A 16,639-nucleotide genomic window follows, 5' to 3' on the forward strand; every position below is an offset into this window, starting at 1 on the left:
CAAGTAGTCCACTGCGGAGTGGTAGTTCAGTTGGTTAGAATACCGGCCTGTCACGCCGGGGGTCGCGGGTTCGAGTCCCGTCCACTCCGCCACTTATTAAGACAAAGTTAAGTCTTTAAAATAACTACAGGGGTGTAGCTCCAATTGGCAGAGCAGCGGATTCCAAATCCGCGTGTTGGGAGTTCGAATCTCTCCACCCCTGCCACATACAAGGCCTCAGCAGAAATGCTGAGGCCTTTTTCGTTTCAGTTAAACAAATCTTCGTCGGTTACTTCCTTCCATTTATTCACTGCTTTTTGAGATGCGTCTCTTTGTCAGTCGATCCAGTTCTCATACTATTTTGCTACTATAAAATAGCGGAGTTCATTATGTTATGGAGTGACTATGAGGCTCACAACCTGTTTATTTATATTTATTCTTTCCCAACCCGTGTTTGCTAATCCTTGGGAGCAAGCTAATGAACCTTCCCCTTTAAAACCAGAATCTATAGGCAGTTATGCTAATGGCTGCTTGTCTGGGGCGGAGCCTTTACCGCTGAAAGGAAAGGGCTATCAGGTTATTCGGCCGCAACGAGCTCGATATTATGGTCATCCGGCTACGATTGAGTTTATCCAGCAAGTGGCTAAGGATGTTCAAGCGAGGGGAATCCCAAGTTTATTAATTGCTGATGTTGCTATGCCTAGGGGGGGGAGGTTCAGCTCGGGACATAGTAGTCATCAAACAGGGTTAGATATTGATATTTGGCTTCGTTTAGCGGATCAAGCCCTTTCTGCTAGTGATTTAAAAGCTCCGTCATACATCAGTATGGTGGATTTAAAAAATTATCGTTTAAAGTCTAAAAATTGGACAGAGCAGCATTTTGAGTTAATAAAGTTATCAGCAGAAAAAGAGCAAGTTGCGCGTATTTTTGTTCATCCAGTGATAAAAGAAACGCTATGTAAGCAAGAAACCGCTCAAGATCGTAGTTGGTTACGTAAAGTCCGGCCATGGTGGGGGCACCACTATCATATGCATGTTCGTCTGAAGTGCCCAGAGGGAGAAAAGCATTGTATAAACCAAGCATTACCACCTAAGGGTGATGGTTGCGGAGCTGAACTTGCGAGCTGGAAGCCTAAGGTGATCCCGAAAAAAGAAAAGGTCGTAAAATCTGAGACTAAACCGAAAAAGAAGAAGATCAAACAAAAACCAGAGCAGTGTTTATTGGTTTTAAACAGTTAATAAAAAAAGCGCCTGTCATGGCGCTTTTTTATTGGTATAGAAACTAGGCCAGTCCTTGAATGGTTACAAACTTATCAAGAAGCTCCTCATCAGTTTCTATATGGTTAGGATCGGTAATAATACACTTAGTGATCGGACAAACTGACTGACACGTTGGCTTTTCGTAGTGCCCTTTACACTCGGTGCATAAATCTGGGTCGATCTCAAAGATAGATTCCCCCATTGTGATTGCACCGTTAGGGCACTCAGGATCACACATGTCGCAGTTGATGCATTTCTGTGTTATCAGTAACGCCATTACTTATTTACCGTGTGGGTTACGTGTGTCTTCCCCAGCATTTAAGTTACGCATTAGAAGTCCGTACTCTAGATCAACATTTTGAGGTACTGGAATGAAGACAAAGTGGCCGTTACCTTTAGCATCAGAAATCACTTCGCTCTTACGGTTTTCCATGGTTTCTAGTGTTAATGTTAGATTGCCTTGTGGCGTCATGATTTCTACGCTGTCGCCAACAATGAACTTATTTTTTACTTCAACTTCAGCGAGATCGCCACGACGAACACCCGTAAATTCCCCCACAAATTGCTGAGAATCTGAGATCGAGTAACCGTAATCGTAGTTTTGGTAAGCGTCATGAGTATGACGACGTAAGAAGCCTTCAGTGTAGCCACGGTGAGCTAGGCTTTCTAATGTTCCCATTAAGCTTTCATCAAATGGCTTACCTGCAACTGCATCGTCAATGGCTTTACGGTATACCTGAGCAGTACGAGCACAGTAGTAGAAAGACTTAGTACGGCCTTCAATTTTTAAAGAGTGCACACCCATTTTTGTTAGGCGCTCTACGTGCTGGATAGCACGAAGATCTTTAGAGTTCATGATGTAGGTGCCATGTTCATCTTCAAACGCGGCCATTTTCTCTTCAGGGCGGTGAGATTCAGAAAGCAGTACAACTTCATCTGTTGGCTTGCCTAAGCCTAGAGTGTTGTCTGGGCGTTCTTCCACTTCTTGAATTTGGACAGCAGCATCTTGTACTTCAACAATTTGGCCTGCGTCATTTTCTGTGGCTTTTTCTGTTTTGTATTCCCAGCGACATGCGTTAGTGCAAGTACCTTGGTTTGGATCGCGTTTGTTCATGTAACCAGACAGTAGGCAGCGACCAGAGTAGGCCATACATAGTGCGCCATGAACAAAAATCTCTAATTCAGTTTCTGGGCAGTGTTCGCGGATTTCTTCAATCTCTTCAAGCGACAGTTCACGAGATAGGATCACGCGCTCAACGCCTTGTGTCGACCAGAACTTCACTGTTGCCCAGTTAACGGCGTTCGCTTGAACTGATAAGTGAATTGGCATTTCAGGGAAGCTTTCACGTACCATCATGATCAAACCTGGATCGGACATGATTAATGCATCAGGACCCATTTCAACGATTGGTTTTAAATCACGAATGAACGTTTTTAACTTTGAGTTATGTGGCTGGATATTACATACCACATACAGCTTTTTACCTTGAGCATGTGCTTCATCGATACCGATTTTTAGGTTCTCATGGTTGAATTCATTATTACGAACTCGAAGGCTGTAGCGTGGTTGGCCAGCATAAACGGCGTCTGCACCATAGGCGAATGCATAACGCATGTTTTTGAGGCTACCGGCTGGCGAAAGTAATTCTGGTTTAAACATAGCTCACTTCTTTTCTATTATGTCTGATATCAAGTCAGGCTACACCGCGGAGGATGTAGAGGAGGCAGGATTTTACTTGGAACAGGCGTGAAAAGCCACTATATATGCAGGGGCAATATTGACCCTGCATAACGGTTGGTTACAGCACACTGATATTTAAAGGTTAGTTACTGTCAGTACCTTCAATATCGCCGATTGATTCAAATAGGTTTGGTAAGAAAGCGGCTAGCTCACCGCACATTAAAGAAAAGTCAGCGTCAAAGCGTTGGGCGATTTCTTCACGATCAATATCTTCATTTTGATCTTTTATCTCGTCACTGAATTTTAAACGTTTAATGGAGAGATCATCAGCCAAGATAAACTGCAGACGATCTTGCCATGTAAGGGCTAACTTAGTGACGACTTTATGCGCTTCGATATGGTTGTGGATTTCATCACAGACCAGTTCTTGTTGTTTGCAGCGAATGATACCGCCATCTTCTAGGATTGCTTTTAGCTCTGCTTCATCACCCATTTCAAAGCCACGAGGAGTATCGCCAGAACGAACCCACTCAGTTAAGGTCATTTCAACTGGCTTTTTCGGTGTAACTGGAACAACAGGCAGACTACCCATCGATTTACGTAAAAGAGCAAGTAAGTCTTCTGCTTTTTTAGAACTGGCTGCGTCCACCACCACAAGGCCTTCAGCAGGCATAATGACCGCGTAAGTTTGACTATGACGACTAAAAGCACGTGGCAGCAGATCGATCACGATGTCGTCTTTTAATGCGTCTTTTTCTTTTTTCTTTAAAGGGCGGCCTTGCTCTAACTCTGCAGCTTCTACTTTGGTTGCCAGCGCGTCTTTGATGACAGAAGCGGGTAATACCTTCTCTTCTTTTTTGGCACAGATAAGAATGTTGTTACTTGCAACATGAGTGAGCATATCACCATGTTTCCCCATTGCTGTTACCCAGCCAAATTTTTGTAAATCTTGGCTACCACAAGGTGTGAAACGAAATTCATCCAGTTGTTGTTCTAGCTGATCGGCAGAAAGGGTAACTTCTCGGCTAAAACGGTAAACAAGGCAATTTTTAAACCACATCATGAGGCTATATTCCAAATCAAATTCACAAGGTGGCTAATGATAGGGGATTTGGGGAATTTTGTCGCTCTAGATTAAGGGATTATCACGGTGAAAGTTTATACATTGGTGTATTGGTTTCATATTGAGTGATGGGTTTTTAATTGCATGATTTGTAAATGTTTGTTGCCAAAACATAGGCATAAAAACGCGGTGTGATAATGAATTTAATATGATAATTTGTTTGCACAGGTCACAAAAGTGTCATAATTAACGAACATAATGCCCAACAGTAGATATTAACCAACCAGGTAAGAGATCATGTCGAGAAGGATTCTAGTTGTTGAAGACGAAGCACCAATCCGAGAAATGTTATGTTTTGTGCTTGAGCAGAAAGGTTATCAGCCTGTTGAGGCAGAAGATTATGACAGCGCATTAGAAAAAATCTGTGAGCCTTACCCTGAACTGATTTTACTTGATTGGATGCTACCAGGTGGTTCGGGGATCAACCTGATTAAGCACCTTAAACGTGACGACCTGACTCGTAAGATTCCGGTAGTGATGTTGACGGCCCGTGGTGAAGAAGAAGACAAAGTACGTGGTTTAGAAGTGGGCGCTGATGATTATATTACTAAGCCATTTTCTCCTAAAGAATTGATTGCACGCTTAAAAGCTGTAATCCGCCGTGTTACTCCGACTGCTTTGGAAGATATTATTGATGTTCATGGCTTGAAGTTAGATCCAGTCTCTCACCGCGTGACAGCGAATGATGCTCCATTAGACATGGGACCGACTGAGTTTAAAATGCTGCACTTTTTTATGACACACCAAGAGCGTGTATACAGCCGTGAGCAGCTTCTGAATAATGTATGGGGCACAAATGTTTACGTGGAAGACAGAACCGTTGATGTTCATATCCGACGCCTGCGAAAAGCGTTAGAGAGTGCTGGCCACGATAAACTAGTACAAACTGTTCGTGGGGCGGGTTATCGCTTCTCTACGCGCGTTTAATATTTCTTATTGATTACAGAGCCCTCGATCACTCATTGGAGTCATTAATGGTAGAAAGGCTGTCATGGAAAAAGCTGGCTTGGGAGCTGGCTTTTTTTTACTTACCTTGGCTAGTACTTGGTTATGTATTTGGTTATATGCCATGGTTTTTATTGATTGCTACGTTAATTCAGCTGATTTGGCACCTTCATAACCAAGTGAAAATGTCGAATTGGTTATGGGATGAGCGCCGTCTTACTCCTCCATCGGGTTCGGGGAGCTGGGAGCCGCTGTTTAATGGTATTTATCGTCTTCAACAACGTAATCGCCGTCGCCGAAAAGAATTGGCAACTTTGATTCGACGCTTTCGTAATGGTGCTGAATCTTTACCTGATGCGGTCGTTGTTTTTCGCAGTGAAGGTAATATTGTTTGGTGTAATAAGTTAGCGCAGTCTTTATTGGGTTTTCGTTGGCCTGATGACAGTGGGCAGCCAATTAGCAACCTGATCCGAAGTCCTGATTTTGTTAAGTATTTAGCAAAACAAGATTTTACAGAACCTTTGGAGATGCCTTCTCCTCTAAACCCTGAGCGAACGCTTGAACTTAGGATCGTACCTTATACTGAAGGTGAGCACCTGATGGTGGTACGTGACGTTTCTCAGGTTAAAAATTTAGAAGGCATGCGCCGTAATTTCTTCGCAAATGTTTCTCATGAATTACGCACTCCCATGACGGTGCTGCAAGGCTATCTGGAAATGTCGAAAGATCCGGAAATGTTGGTAGGGCCAATGTGGGATAAAGCGCATGGTGTCATGACCGAGCAGCTCAATAGGATGAATGGGTTAGTTAACCAGCTTCTCACCTTGTCAAAAATTGAAGCAGCACCCAATCACGACTTGGACGAAGAAGTGAATGTGCCCGCAATTTTAGAGGTGCTCGAAAAAGAAGCGATTGCGTTAAGTGGTGAGAGAGGGCATCAATTTGAATTTGATATTGACCATTCAATGAAAGTGTTTGGTGATGATGATCAATTGCGTAGTGCGATTTCAAACTTAGTATATAACGCCGTAAAACACACTACAGATGGTGCGACTGTTTCAGTACGTTGGTATGAATCAGCACAAGGCCCGTGTCTTGAAGTGAAAGACAGTGGTGAAGGCATTGCTCCGCAACATATTCATCGTTTGACGGAACGTTTCTATCGGGTAGATAAAGCCCGCTCACGTGAAACGGGAGGCAGTGGTTTAGGGCTCGCTATTGTGAAGCATGCTCTGAGTCACCATGATTCACACTTAGATATTGTGAGCCAAGTGGGTGAGGGAAGTACTTTCTCATTTGTGTTACCAAAGCGTTTACAGTGTTGAGATGGTGATGATGCTAAAGGCTCGATATAAGAATTCATCGCCACAAATCCTGCGTTTTTTTAAGACGGCATTATTAGCGTGCTCTGTGTTTGTTACTGTTTCCAGTTATGCTCTTGATGAAGGCTTACCATCGTATAGCAAGGTAAGTGGTGTCTCAGGTAATTTATCTTCGGTAGGCTCAGATACTTTGGCGAATATGGTGACATTTTGGGGAGAAGGGTTTAAGCGCCAATACCCAAATGTGAACATTCAGATTCAGGCCGCAGGCTCTTCAACAGCTCCTCCTTCTCTTACTGAAGGTACCGCGCAATTTGGGCCGATGAGCCGCAGAATGAAAACCAAAGAAGTCGAAGCGTTTGAGCGGCAGCATGGTTATAAGCCAACGCCCATTCGAGTTGCTATTGATGCATTAGCTATTTTTGTGCATCAGGATAACCCGATAACAGGGCTTAACTTTGCACAAATTGATGCGATTTTTTCTACAACACTGCGTTGTGGTAGTTCTAGCTCGGTGAGTTCTTGGGGAGCCTTAGGGCTAAAAGGAAAATGGGCTCGGCGAGATTTGCAGCTGTTTGGTCGCAACTCAGTGTCAGGCACGTATGGTTACTTTAAGAAAACGGCGCTATGCAATGGCGACTTTCGTAACAACGTGAATGAACAGCCGGGGTCTGCTTCTGTTGTGCAATCTGTGGCGTCTTCAATTAATACTATTGGCTATTCTGGTATTGGTTATCAAACGTCGGGGATTCGAGCGGTACCTATTGCCGCTAAGGGTGATGATTATATTGAAGCTACAACAGAAAATGCCGTGAGCGGCGATTACCCATTAGCGCGTTTTTTATACATGTATGTGAATAAACACCCCAATAAAGCCCTAAGCCCAATGGAAGCAGAATTTATCCGCTTCGTTTTGTCTCAGCAAGGGCAGTACATAGTGGAAAAAGATGGTTATATCCCACTGCCTGCTAATGTTGTTCAAAAAGAATTAGCGAAGCTGGGGCTATAAATCGGAAGTCATACTCAAGCCTCTAATTCGGGCTTGAGTGGTTGGGAAAATAATATTTGAGATGATATCAAGTGACAGTGGGGCACTGCTTATACGCTTTTATGAAAAAGACAGTTGCCAGCCCGCATTGTCCCAATAGGCTTTTTCCGTGGTGAGATCGGCATGCAGTAACTTATTATTCTGGAGCCAGTTACTGTCCAAATCAGAGTCGGCGTCATCATAGTCAAGGTGCCATTCATCACCTTTAATCGTTAATCTTACATTAGAGAGTGCTTCTTCGTTGCGTTGACCATTTAGAGTAATGGCTAAACGAAGTATCGCGATCAAAGGCAGCAATTGCTTTTTTTTATACATGGTCAAGTGCGGCATTTCATGCAGCTTTAAGGCTTTTCTTTGAAATCGAACCAAAGTGGCTAGCACGGTTTGTTGCTCTTGATTAAAGCCAGGCATATTGGTGTGTTGCAGTAAGTAGGCTGAATGGCGATGAAATGCTTGATAGCTGATACTCAGGCCTACCTCATGAAGTAATGCACTCCATTCTAATAAAGTACGTAGGCTGGTTTTCTTTTTCCAGCCAAAATGTTCCGCCGCCTGTTTGTATAAAGAGGTGGCGGTTTTTTTGACGTGCTCTGCATGCTCAAGATCCACACGGTGTTTTTTTGCTAGGTTTTCCGTTGTACGCAAGCGAATATCGCTGTGTCTGAACCTCTCTTCGGATTCATATAGTAGCCCCTCACGTAATGCACCATCGGAAAAATGAAGTTTATCGATATGTAGGGCATTGAATACACCGCACAAGATGGCGATACCAGAAGCAAAAACGGCTCTACGCTCTTCGGGGAGCCCGGGCAATGCAATGCTGTCGATGGTTTTAAAACAGATCAGTTTTTCTGCGATTTCTGCTAAACGTTTATTGGTGATCACGCCATCGTCATGCCCTAAAGCCATGACCACTTCACGTATTGCTTTGATGGTACCAGAAGAACCAATGGCTTGCTCCCAACCGGACTTCTTATAATTTTTAGCAAGAGCTTCTAGCCTTTGCTCTGCGGCTAATTGTGCTAAGGCAAAGTTTTTGGCAGAAAGCTTGCCATCATGGAAGAAGTACTTATTAAAGCTGACACAGCCCATTTCAGTGCTATTAACTAATTCTGCTTCAAAACCTTGTCCTACAATCAGTTCCGTACTGCCGCCGCCAATATCAATGACTAATTTCCTATTTGCTTTAGGCTGAGTATGAGCGACCCCAAGGAAAATTAAACGTGCTTCTTCGATTCCAGGAATAATTTCAATGGGAAAGGGCAGAATATCTCGTGCTCGTTCAATAAAAACATGGGCGTTACTGGCCTGTCTTAATGTGTGCGTTGCGGCAATGCGGACGTTATCAGCATCAAAGCCTTGAAGGCGTTCAGCAAACATGGCTAAACAGTCAAGGCCACGTGTGATGGAAACATTATCAAGATTATTAAATTCATCTAAGCCCGATGCCATTCGGACTCTTTGCTTATGACGGCTGACGATATGTAGATCTTGACCGATCACTTTGGCGACCACCATATGGAAACTATTGGATCCTAAATCGATGGCGGCAACATCACGTGGCTGCTCTGTTTTGGCATCTGTCATTGGCTATTGTGCTCTAACTGCTTTCTGGTCCTCTTTTCAATTTGCTTCAAATAGTCATAAATAGCAATTTGAGAGCGGATTTTTTTGCGATTTCCTCTTGGGACATAGTTGTTTGTCATCTCTTTATCAATATGGCGAGCTTTTACCGTGTCGGTAAAGTGGATGTCCATAATATCAATGATCCGTTGTTTTAAACGCGAGTCATGAATGGGGGCAGTGACTTCAATGCGGTTATCGATATTGCGTGTCATCCAGTCAGCAGAAGAGATATAGACTTCTGACTCACCATTATTTTCTAAAATCAGCACTCGTGGGTGCTCTAAAAAGCGATCAACGATACTGATGATTTCAATATTTTCACTCACACCGGGAATACCAGGAACTAGGGAGCACATACCACGAATGATCATTCGGATTTTGACGCCGGCATTATTGGCTTTGTAGAGTCGGTTAATTAAGCCTTTATCGACCAGGTTATTCACTTTTAAGGTAATGCTCGCTTTTAGTCCTTGTTCTGCATGGTCGATTTCTCTATCTAGCAACCCATACAAACGAGCACGAGAATTTTGGGGGGAAACGATCAGGTGATCAAATTGGACTGGTCGGTATGGATTTTCGATGTAGCCAAACACATTACGGACTTCATTAACAATTTCAGGCTTGCAGGTAAGTAAAGAGAAATCTGTGTAAATACGTGCTGTTTTTTCATGGAAATTGCCCGTACCGATATGAGCATAGCGTTCAATTTTGTCATTTTCTTTGCGGCTGATGAGTAAAAGCTTAGAGTGAATTTTTAAGCCGGGGGCACCAAAAACAACATGAACGCCCGCTTCAGTGAGAATTTTGGACCACTCAATGTTAGCTTCTTCATCAAAGCGCGCTTGTAGTTCAACTACAACGGTGACGTTTTTACCGTTATGTACCGCATCCATGAGGGAACTCATTAAGCGTGAATTTTTAGCGACGCGGTAGATGTTTATTTTGATATTGAGAACTTTAGGATCAAAAGATGCTTGGCGAACCAACTCAGTGATGTGATCAAAGGTGTGGTACGGGTAGTACAATAAAATATCTTTGGCTTTAATGGCGTCGAAATTATTGGCAAAGTTATCGAAGTCTGCACAGGTGAAAGGCGGTAGAGGCTTATTTTCTAGATAATCTCGACCAACGTTAGGGAAGCCAATAAAGTCTTTAAAATTATGGTAGCGTCCACCGGGAATTAAACTGTCATAGTTCGAAATTTGTAACGCATCTCGAAGGTGGTGGAGCATGTGCTCTGGCATGTCACGTTGATAGATAAAACGAACGGGCATGGCCGTTAAACGTTGATTGACGCCTGCTGACATTTGCTCCAGTAGGCTATGTTCAACCTCATAACCCAGATCGTATTCTGCATCTCGGGTCATTTTCATGGCATAACAGCCAAGCTTTTCGTATTCAAAAAAGCCGAGGAAAATATCGTCAAGGCAATAGCGAATGATGTTATCAATCAAAATGAGAGTTTTACGGCGTTTGCCTTTTTGCTCGGGCACCATAACAAAGCGTGGTAAATGATCCGTTGGAATTTCTATTAAGGCGTATTGGCTTTGCTCGTTATTTTTAATTTCAACGGCGAGGTAAGAGTACTCATCTTTAAGAAATTGGATCAGATCGATATCATCGGTCATCAAGATAGGGGTGATATGGGGAAGCACTTCTTTGTTGAAGTAACGTTTAATCCACTTTTCTTGATGTTCGTTGAGTTGTTGTTCATTAACAAGGAAGATATGGCGTCGAGCCATTTCCAATAGCAGCTCGTTATATAAAGAATCAAAATCTTGATTTAACTTGAGGGCTTTATTCTGCATTTTTGACAATAAATGCTTCGAATTGTCATTGCCTCCACGTTCTTGATTAATCAGAATGCGGCGTTTGACATCAGCAAATCGTACTTTATAAAACTCATCTAAATTATTGGAAAATATACCAAGGAAACGGATACGTTCAATCAAAGGTACGGTTTTGTCTGCTGCCTCTTGTAAAACCCGTTCGTTAAAAGAAAGCCAACTTAGCTCCTTCTCGATATATAACTTCTCCGCGCTCATAACTTCCCTTATGTTAATTAGGTTGGTGTAAATTAGTCTTCGATATCAATGGTCAGATCGTCAGCTAAGGCTTCCAATGCACCTTGTACTTGGTCGAGGTCGACAGATGTTGGTAAATCCAGCTCAAATGATGCGACAAATAAGCTATGACCAGAATTAGGTGCCCCTTGCGTGGTGGTTTTTAGCTTATGGATGTTGACGCTCATGGAAGCCAACTTGGTCGTTACTTCACTGACGATCCCCGGGCGATCATTACCTGTAATGGTTAATTGGTAAGTTTTATGGCTGCTAAGCGTGGAATTGGCTTCGACAAAATGGATGTGAAGCTCTGAAATATCATCAAGTGCTTTACACAGTTCTTTTACCTGTTGAGTTGGTACTGCTATGTGTAAAATACCAGCAAATTGGCCTGATAGGTTACTAAAGTTACTGGCCTGCCAGCTACCTTGATGTTGTAGTACAGTATTGGATACGAGTTCAACAAGGCCCGGACGATCTTTTCCAATAAGTGTGACAATCAATTGTTTCATAGTGACTCCTAGTCTTTGTTATTGTAGTGGACGATTATTAAACTGATTGTGTATTAAGTCCAGAGAGGAGAAGAAACATTGAGCGTCCATCGCCATTTTTATGTGCTACTTATGCCTTTTATACGTAATGTACGATCCATTTATTCTTCAACAGTTGTATGGCTTGGCGATAGGGACACAGCCTAGTCGTAAATTGTTACACTTTTATTTCAATTGAGCGCAAAATCAGTTGGTTAGGAATGGCTTGTCACATAACTGTCATCTAAAGGAAATAAAATAACCACCTGTAACCAGAGGCTGAGGTAAAAATGGCAAACGCCGATATATTTTTGATGGAACGCGATCACCGTCGTAGAGTAAAAGATACTCTGACACGCTACGGAGTGACGGTGGGCGGGATCGGTGTCTTATTTGCCTTGTTACTTATTTTTTTCTATTTGCTTTATGTGATTACCCCGGTTTTTAGCCGAGCAGAGGTGTCTTCTAAAAGTACGTTTTCTCTTGCGTTTGATAATCAACCTGCCGCTGTTGGTCTTGATGAGTATGGTGATTTAGCCTACCGGTTTTCAGAAGATGGTGAATTTAGCGTTATTCGTTTTGAGGGTGACGCTGGAAAAGTGATCCATCAAGAAATGCTGGCGGAGAATGTCAGCAGCTTTTCTCGTGCGATTTCAAGCTCTGGCTGGTATGCCTACGGTCTAACTACGGGTGATATTGCCATTTTTAAACCCGAGTTTTCTCTGAGTTACCCTGGTAATCAACGACTGGTGAATGTGTCTTTACGAAAAGGCATGACAGCAGAAAGTTTACGCCTTGATCCAGAAGGGCAGGCCATTCAGCAATTGGCAATATCTTTTGGCGATAAAAAAGCGGTGTTTGTTGGTCAAACAGACGATAAGCGCGTGGTTGCGATGCAGCTTAGTCAGGAGAATACGCTGATGAATGGTGAGTCGCAGTGGCAGCGCCATTTGTTCAGTTTGCCAAAAGCACCAAAGGAAATAACCGATTGGGTGATCACGCCCGATGGCCAGTTTCTTTATTTACTAAGTCACTCTGATCTTTATGTCGTTCGTATTGAAGAGTATCAGTTTGTCGTGCGTGACATTATTGATGTGAGTGAAGGAAAATCAAATCACCAAGCTGTGGATTTAGAGTTGTTGGCCGGGGCGCATTCCTTACTTATTACTCACCAAGATAACCGTATTTCACAATGGTTTGATGTCATGAAAGATGGCAAGCGTGTGTTGCAGCGAGTAAGGGATGTGGAGCTTTCTAATCAGAATGTGGTGAGTGTGATCCCAGAGTATTACCGTAAGGGATTTTTCACTTTGTATGAAAATGGTCAGTTAGATGGTTTTTATACAACCAGTGAGAATCAGCTATTTTCACGTTCATTAACTGAAAAGATGCCTTCTATTGCTGCCATTTCGCCACGAGCGGATCAATTGTTATTGATTTCAGGTGATGAATGGCAGCGGTTTGATGTTAAGAATGAACATCCTGAAATTACGTTTTCCTCTTTGTGGCAACAGGTATGGTACGAAGGCTACCCAGAACCTCAATATGTTTGGCAGTCTACGGCTGCGAGTGATGACTTTGAACCAAAATTGAGCTTAGTTCCCATTGTGTTTGGTACATTAAAAGCCGCCGCGTACGCGTTATTTTTTGCTGTGCCGATTGCGGTTGCTGGGGCAATTTATACTGCGTATTTTATGTCGTCTACTATGCGACAATATGTCAAGCCAACCATTGAGATCATGGAAGCGCTGCCAACGGTTATTCTTGGTTTTTTAGCAGGACTTTGGCTAGCTCCTATCGTAGAGCAATATCTACCAGCTATTTTCTCTATGGTATTGATTATGCCCGTTGCCGTTTTGTTGATGGGGCTATTGTGGCAACGATTGCCAGATGCGTTGCTGTATCGTTTGCCGAATGGTTGGCACCCGCTGCTGCTGATCCCTGTTGTTTTGCTGGTGGGTTATTTATCGTTTGTCTTTAGTGGCCGTGTTGAAGAGTGGTTCTTTGATGGCGATGTCCGTTTATTCCTAACAGAAAACGGCATTGGCTTTGATCAGCGAAATTCGCTGGTGGTGGGGATTGCAATGGGGTTTGCTGTTGTGCCAACCATTTTCTCGATTGCGGAAGATGCTATTTTCTCTGTGCCTCGTCATTTATCCGATGGTTCATTAGCGTTGGGTGCGACTCAATGGCAAACCTTAACAAAGGTGGTATTGCTAACAGCAAGCCCAGGCATTTTTTCCGCCATCATGATGGGGCTTGGTCGAGCTGTGGGAGAAACCATGATCGTATTAATGGCTACGGGCAATACGCCAATTCTTGATTGGAATATTTTTGAAGGCCTTCGATCGCTGTCGGCCAATATTGCGGTTGAAATGCCGGAATCGGAAGTAGGCAGCTCTCATTATCGAGTCTTATTTTTAGCGGCTTTTGTGCTATTTGTCGTGACATTTTTATTTAACACCTTAGCTGAATATGTACGCCAACGGCTTCGTGATAAGTACAGCTCGTTATAGTCATTCTAAGGTGGAAGGAATGAACATTTATTATGTTTAAGTGGTTTAAATCGGGAACACCTTGGATTTGGGTAACCGCAGGCGCAGTGAGCATCAGTTTAGTGTCTGTATTGGGCCTTTTGCTCCTTATCGGGTGGAAAGGGTTAAGCTACTTTTGGCCATCACCTGTGTATCAGTGGCAACTGGCTGCTGTGGATAATACATCGGTTGTAATTGGTGAAGTATATGAGCGTAAAAATATCCCTGTTACTCAATTAGAAGAAGCAGGGGTGGTGTTACCTAAAAATTATTCAGAAGAAAGCGTTGAAAGAGTTCTGGTTAAAGTGGGTAATCGAGAGCAGTTGTCTCTGGATTTTATGACGCTGTTAGTTACCGATGTAGTTGATGAAGTATTGCCACTCGATGTTGCTGTTATAGAAAGAACGAAAAATGGTAATTTCTATGGCTATCCTGTTGCGTTTTCTCAAGCTGGGGCAGTGACGCATGAGCTGGATGCTATTCGTAGCCATATTACAAGTAGTATGGTTGAAGCTCAGGTGATGCGAGATGAAGTCGAACGTTTACAAAAGGTGGACATTGGTCGAATCAACTGGCGTTTAGAACAGTTGCGATTAGAACGCCGTAAGTTGGACATGAACGGTCAGTTGAGTGATCAACAACGACGCCGTATTGAAGCTGAGCAGAAACAACTGGAAGTGGACTACGACAAGCTAGAAAAGCAGTTATTTTCATTACGCTTAAAAATGGAACGGGATCAGTTGATTGTCAGGGATATGCTTGGTAATGATGTAGCGATTCCGATGGCTGAGATTTTAGATCTGTGGTTTCCTAATAATATGACGTTGCCGGAAAAGGCAGTACATTGGCTGACGCAAATTAAGAAATTTTTAACGGAAGACCCAAGAGAAGCCAATTCAGAAGGCGGAGTATACCCGGCTATTTTTGGTACGGTCTTTATGGTGTTGCTTATGTCTATTTTGGTGACACCATTAGGGGTAGTAGCTGCTGTGTATTTGCATGAGTATGCGGGGAACAATAGTTTAACAAGGATGATCCGTATTGCGGTGATCAACTTGGCGGGTGTACCTTCCATCGTATATGGTGTTTTTGGTTTAGGCTTTTTTGTGTACATGGTCGGGGGAACGTTAGACCGCTTGTTTTATGCGGAAGCGTTGCCAGCACCTACATTTGGTACACCAGGCATGTTGTGGTCTGCACTGACATTGGCAATTTTAACGTTGCCTGTTGTTATTGTATCAACAGAGGAAGGTTTATCGCGTATTCCCAGCTCTGTTCGACATGGCTCGTTGGCGTTAGGGGCGACTAAATCAGAAACGTTATGGCGTATTGTGTTACCTATGGCAAGCCCTGCCATCATGACGGGGCTGATTTTGGCGGTTGCTCGTGCAGCTGGTGAAGTGGCACCATTAATGTTAGTCGGAGTGGTGAAATTGGCCCCTTCTTTACCCGTTGATGCTAATTTTCCGTATGTGCATTTAGAGCGTAAGTTTATGCATCTGGGATTTCATATTTATGATGTGGGTTTCCAAAGCCCGAATGTTGAAGCGGCTCGGCCATTGGTATACGCCACTTCATTTTTATTAGTTAGTGTAATTATTGGTTTGAATTTAACTGCCATTGGGATCCGTAATTATTTGCGTGAAAAGTACCGCTCCTTAGAGCAATAATGGCGAGGAAGAAACATGTTTTCAATGACACCGGATATGGGTTTACCACGGCCATTAGATGTCGCTAAATTAACGGAAGAGCAAACGGCATTAGCCATTGAGGATCTCAATTTATATTACGGAAAGAAGCAGGCTCTCACCGACATTAATATGAAAATCCCCAAAGGGCAGGTAACGGCATTTATTGGCCCTTCTGGTTGCGGAAAATCGACTTTATTACGCTGTATTAATCGCATGAATGACTTGGTGGATCACTGCCATGTGAAAGGCAAAATTCTCCTGCATGGTAAAAATATTTATCATGAAAAAGTTGATGTTTCCGCATTGCGTCGCCGAGTTGGCATGGTATTCCAGCGTCCGAATCCGTTCCCTAAATCGATTTATGAAAATGTCGTGTACGGGCTTCGGTTACAAGGTATGAAAGACAGTCGAATTTTAGATGAGGCGGTTGAACGTTCATTACGAGGGGCAGCTCTATGGGATGAAGTTAAAGATCGTTTACATGAGAATGCCTTTGGGTTATCTGGTGGTCAGCAGCAACGATTGGTGATTGCCAGAGCCATTGCTATTGAGCCTGAAGTCTTGTTATTGGATGAGCCAACATCAGCGTTAGATCCTATCTCAACTCTGACGATTGAAGAGTTAATCAACGACCTAAAAACAAAGTACACCGTTGTGATCGTGACGCATAACATGCAACAAGCCGCTAGGGTTAGCGATCATACCGCGTTTATTCATATGGGGCAGTTGGTGGAATACAGTGATACCAATACGATTTTTACCGCACCCGCTAAAATACAAACAGAAGATTACATTACTGGCCGATACGGATAATACAATAACAAGATAAGGTAGGTT

Annotated in this window: 13 protein-coding genes and 2 tRNA genes; 9 read left to right on the forward strand and 6 right to left on the reverse strand. The window is 43.1% G+C overall.

The features are described 5' to 3' along the window. Positions 1-15 precede the first annotated feature (15 nt). The 3 genes from MHO82_RS16975 to mepA all read left to right on the forward strand — a co-directional run bounded on the left by MHO82_RS16975 (position 16) and on the right by mepA (position 1,218). Positions 16-92 (forward strand) — tRNA-Asp (locus MHO82_RS16975). A gap of 36 nt (positions 93-128) precedes the next feature. Then, positions 129-205 (forward strand) — tRNA-Trp (locus MHO82_RS16980). 179 nt (positions 206-384) lie between these two features. Next, positions 385-1,218 (forward strand): penicillin-insensitive murein endopeptidase, encoded by an 834-nt coding sequence (gene mepA / locus MHO82_RS16985; RefSeq protein ID WP_239185630.1) that lies wholly within the window; start codon positions 385-387, stop codon positions 1,216-1,218. Between the two features lie 43 nt (positions 1,219-1,261). Here the strand turns inward: mepA and MHO82_RS16990 are convergent, their stop codons facing one another. The 3 genes from MHO82_RS16990 to rdgC all read right to left on the reverse strand — a co-directional run bounded on the left by MHO82_RS16990 (position 1,262) and on the right by rdgC (position 3,980). Then, positions 1,262-1,516: a YfhL family 4Fe-4S dicluster ferredoxin gene (locus MHO82_RS16990; protein WP_239185632.1), complete on the reverse strand. Its 255-nt coding sequence runs from the start codon at positions 1,514-1,516 to the stop codon at positions 1,262-1,264. A gap of 3 nt (positions 1,517-1,519) precedes the next feature. Further along, positions 1,520-2,899 (reverse strand): tRNA 5-hydroxyuridine modification protein YegQ, encoded by a 1,380-nt coding sequence (gene yegQ, locus MHO82_RS16995; protein WP_239185634.1) that lies wholly within the window; start codon positions 2,897-2,899, stop codon positions 1,520-1,522. Positions 2,900-3,062: 163 nt separating this feature from the next. After that, the gene (gene rdgC / locus MHO82_RS17000; RefSeq protein WP_239185782.1) at positions 3,063-3,980 is read right to left on the reverse strand and encodes a recombination-associated protein RdgC; all 918 of its coding nucleotides are present in this window, start codon (positions 3,978-3,980) and stop codon (positions 3,063-3,065) included. 300 nt (positions 3,981-4,280) lie between these two features. Between rdgC and phoB the strand changes: the two genes are divergently transcribed. From phoB to MHO82_RS17015, 3 genes are read left to right on the forward strand one after another with little or no spacing between them, the layout of a single operon-like run. Continuing rightward, a complete protein-coding gene (phoB, locus tag MHO82_RS17005) occupies positions 4,281-4,970 on the forward strand; it encodes a phosphate regulon transcriptional regulator PhoB (RefSeq protein ID WP_239185636.1) in 690 nt (229 codons plus the stop codon). A gap of 47 nt (positions 4,971-5,017) precedes the next feature. After that, entirely contained in the window at positions 5,018-6,313 is a 1,296-nt protein-coding gene (phoR, locus tag MHO82_RS17010) for a phosphate regulon sensor histidine kinase PhoR (protein ID WP_239185638.1), read from the forward strand. A gap of 10 nt (positions 6,314-6,323) precedes the next feature. Then, positions 6,324-7,319, forward strand: a complete 996-nt coding sequence (locus MHO82_RS17015) for a phosphate ABC transporter substrate-binding protein (protein ID WP_239185784.1) — start codon at positions 6,324-6,326, stop codon at positions 7,317-7,319. A 99-nt stretch (positions 7,320-7,418) separates the two neighbouring features. Here the strand turns inward: MHO82_RS17015 and ppx are convergent, their stop codons facing one another. The 3 genes from ppx to MHO82_RS17030 are packed head-to-tail and all read right to left on the reverse strand — an operon-like array spanning position 7,419 to position 11,559. Then, on the reverse strand, positions 7,419-8,945 hold the full coding sequence (ppx, locus tag MHO82_RS17020) for an exopolyphosphatase (protein ID WP_239185640.1): 1,527 nt from the start codon (positions 8,943-8,945) through the stop codon (positions 7,419-7,421). Continuing rightward, complete coding sequence (gene ppk1 / locus MHO82_RS17025; RefSeq protein ID WP_239185642.1) at positions 8,942-11,029, reverse strand: polyphosphate kinase 1; 2,088 nt, start codon at positions 11,027-11,029, stop codon at positions 8,942-8,944. Before ppk1 ends, ppx begins: the two co-directional genes overlap by 4 nt. 32 nt (positions 11,030-11,061) lie before the next feature. Next, positions 11,062-11,559 (reverse strand): ACT domain-containing protein, encoded by a 498-nt coding sequence (locus MHO82_RS17030; protein ID WP_239185644.1) that lies wholly within the window; start codon positions 11,557-11,559, stop codon positions 11,062-11,064. A 308-nt stretch (positions 11,560-11,867) separates the two neighbouring features. Here MHO82_RS17030 and MHO82_RS17035 point away from each other — a divergent pair, with 308 nt between their 5' ends. From MHO82_RS17035 to pstB, 3 genes are read left to right on the forward strand one after another with little or no spacing between them, the layout of a single operon-like run. Next, the gene (locus MHO82_RS17035) at positions 11,868-14,093 is read left to right on the forward strand and encodes an ABC transporter permease subunit (protein ID WP_239185646.1); all 2,226 of its coding nucleotides are present in this window, start codon (positions 11,868-11,870) and stop codon (positions 14,091-14,093) included. Between the two features lie 32 nt (positions 14,094-14,125). After that, positions 14,126-15,781, forward strand: coding sequence for a phosphate ABC transporter permease PstA (gene pstA / locus MHO82_RS17040; RefSeq protein ID WP_239185648.1), 1,656 nt, complete (start codon positions 14,126-14,128; stop codon positions 15,779-15,781). Between the two features lie 15 nt (positions 15,782-15,796). Then, positions 15,797-16,615, forward strand: coding sequence for a phosphate ABC transporter ATP-binding protein PstB (gene pstB / locus MHO82_RS17045; RefSeq protein ID WP_239185650.1), 819 nt, complete (start codon positions 15,797-15,799; stop codon positions 16,613-16,615). Positions 16,616-16,639 lie beyond the last annotated feature (24 nt).

Source organism: Vibrio sp. Of7-15, from assembly GCF_022347565.1.
Taxonomy (GTDB): Bacteria; Pseudomonadota; Gammaproteobacteria; order Enterobacterales; family Vibrionaceae; genus NORP241.

Bases quoted from the DNA above. Each gene is read 5' to 3' on its own strand.
- mepA (WP_239185630.1), top strand. From the start codon at position 385: ATGAGGCTCACAACCTGTTTATTTATATTTATTCTTTCCCAACCCGTG.
- MHO82_RS16990 (WP_239185632.1), bottom strand. From the start codon at position 1,516: ATGGCGTTACTGATAACACAGAAATGCATCAACTGCGACATGTGTGAT.
- yegQ (WP_239185634.1), bottom strand. From the start codon at position 2,899: ATGTTTAAACCAGAATTACTTTCGCCAGCCGGTAGCCTCAAAAACATG.
- rdgC (WP_239185782.1), bottom strand. From the start codon at position 3,980: ATGTGGTTTAAAAATTGCCTTGTTTACCGTTTTAGCCGAGAAGTTACC.
- phoB (WP_239185636.1), top strand. From the start codon at position 4,281: ATGTCGAGAAGGATTCTAGTTGTTGAAGACGAAGCACCAATCCGAGAA.
- phoR (WP_239185638.1), top strand. From the start codon at position 5,018: ATGGTAGAAAGGCTGTCATGGAAAAAGCTGGCTTGGGAGCTGGCTTTT.
- MHO82_RS17015 (WP_239185784.1), top strand. From the start codon at position 6,324: ATGCTAAAGGCTCGATATAAGAATTCATCGCCACAAATCCTGCGTTTT.
- ppx (WP_239185640.1), bottom strand. From the start codon at position 8,945: ATGACAGATGCCAAAACAGAGCAGCCACGTGATGTTGCCGCCATCGAT.
- ppk1 (WP_239185642.1), bottom strand. From the start codon at position 11,029: ATGAGCGCGGAGAAGTTATATATCGAGAAGGAGCTAAGTTGGCTTTCT.
- MHO82_RS17030 (WP_239185644.1), bottom strand. From the start codon at position 11,559: ATGAAACAATTGATTGTCACACTTATTGGAAAAGATCGTCCGGGCCTT.
- MHO82_RS17035 (WP_239185646.1), top strand. From the start codon at position 11,868: ATGGCAAACGCCGATATATTTTTGATGGAACGCGATCACCGTCGTAGA.
- pstA (WP_239185648.1), top strand. From the start codon at position 14,126: ATGTTTAAGTGGTTTAAATCGGGAACACCTTGGATTTGGGTAACCGCA.
- pstB (WP_239185650.1), top strand. From the start codon at position 15,797: ATGTTTTCAATGACACCGGATATGGGTTTACCACGGCCATTAGATGTC.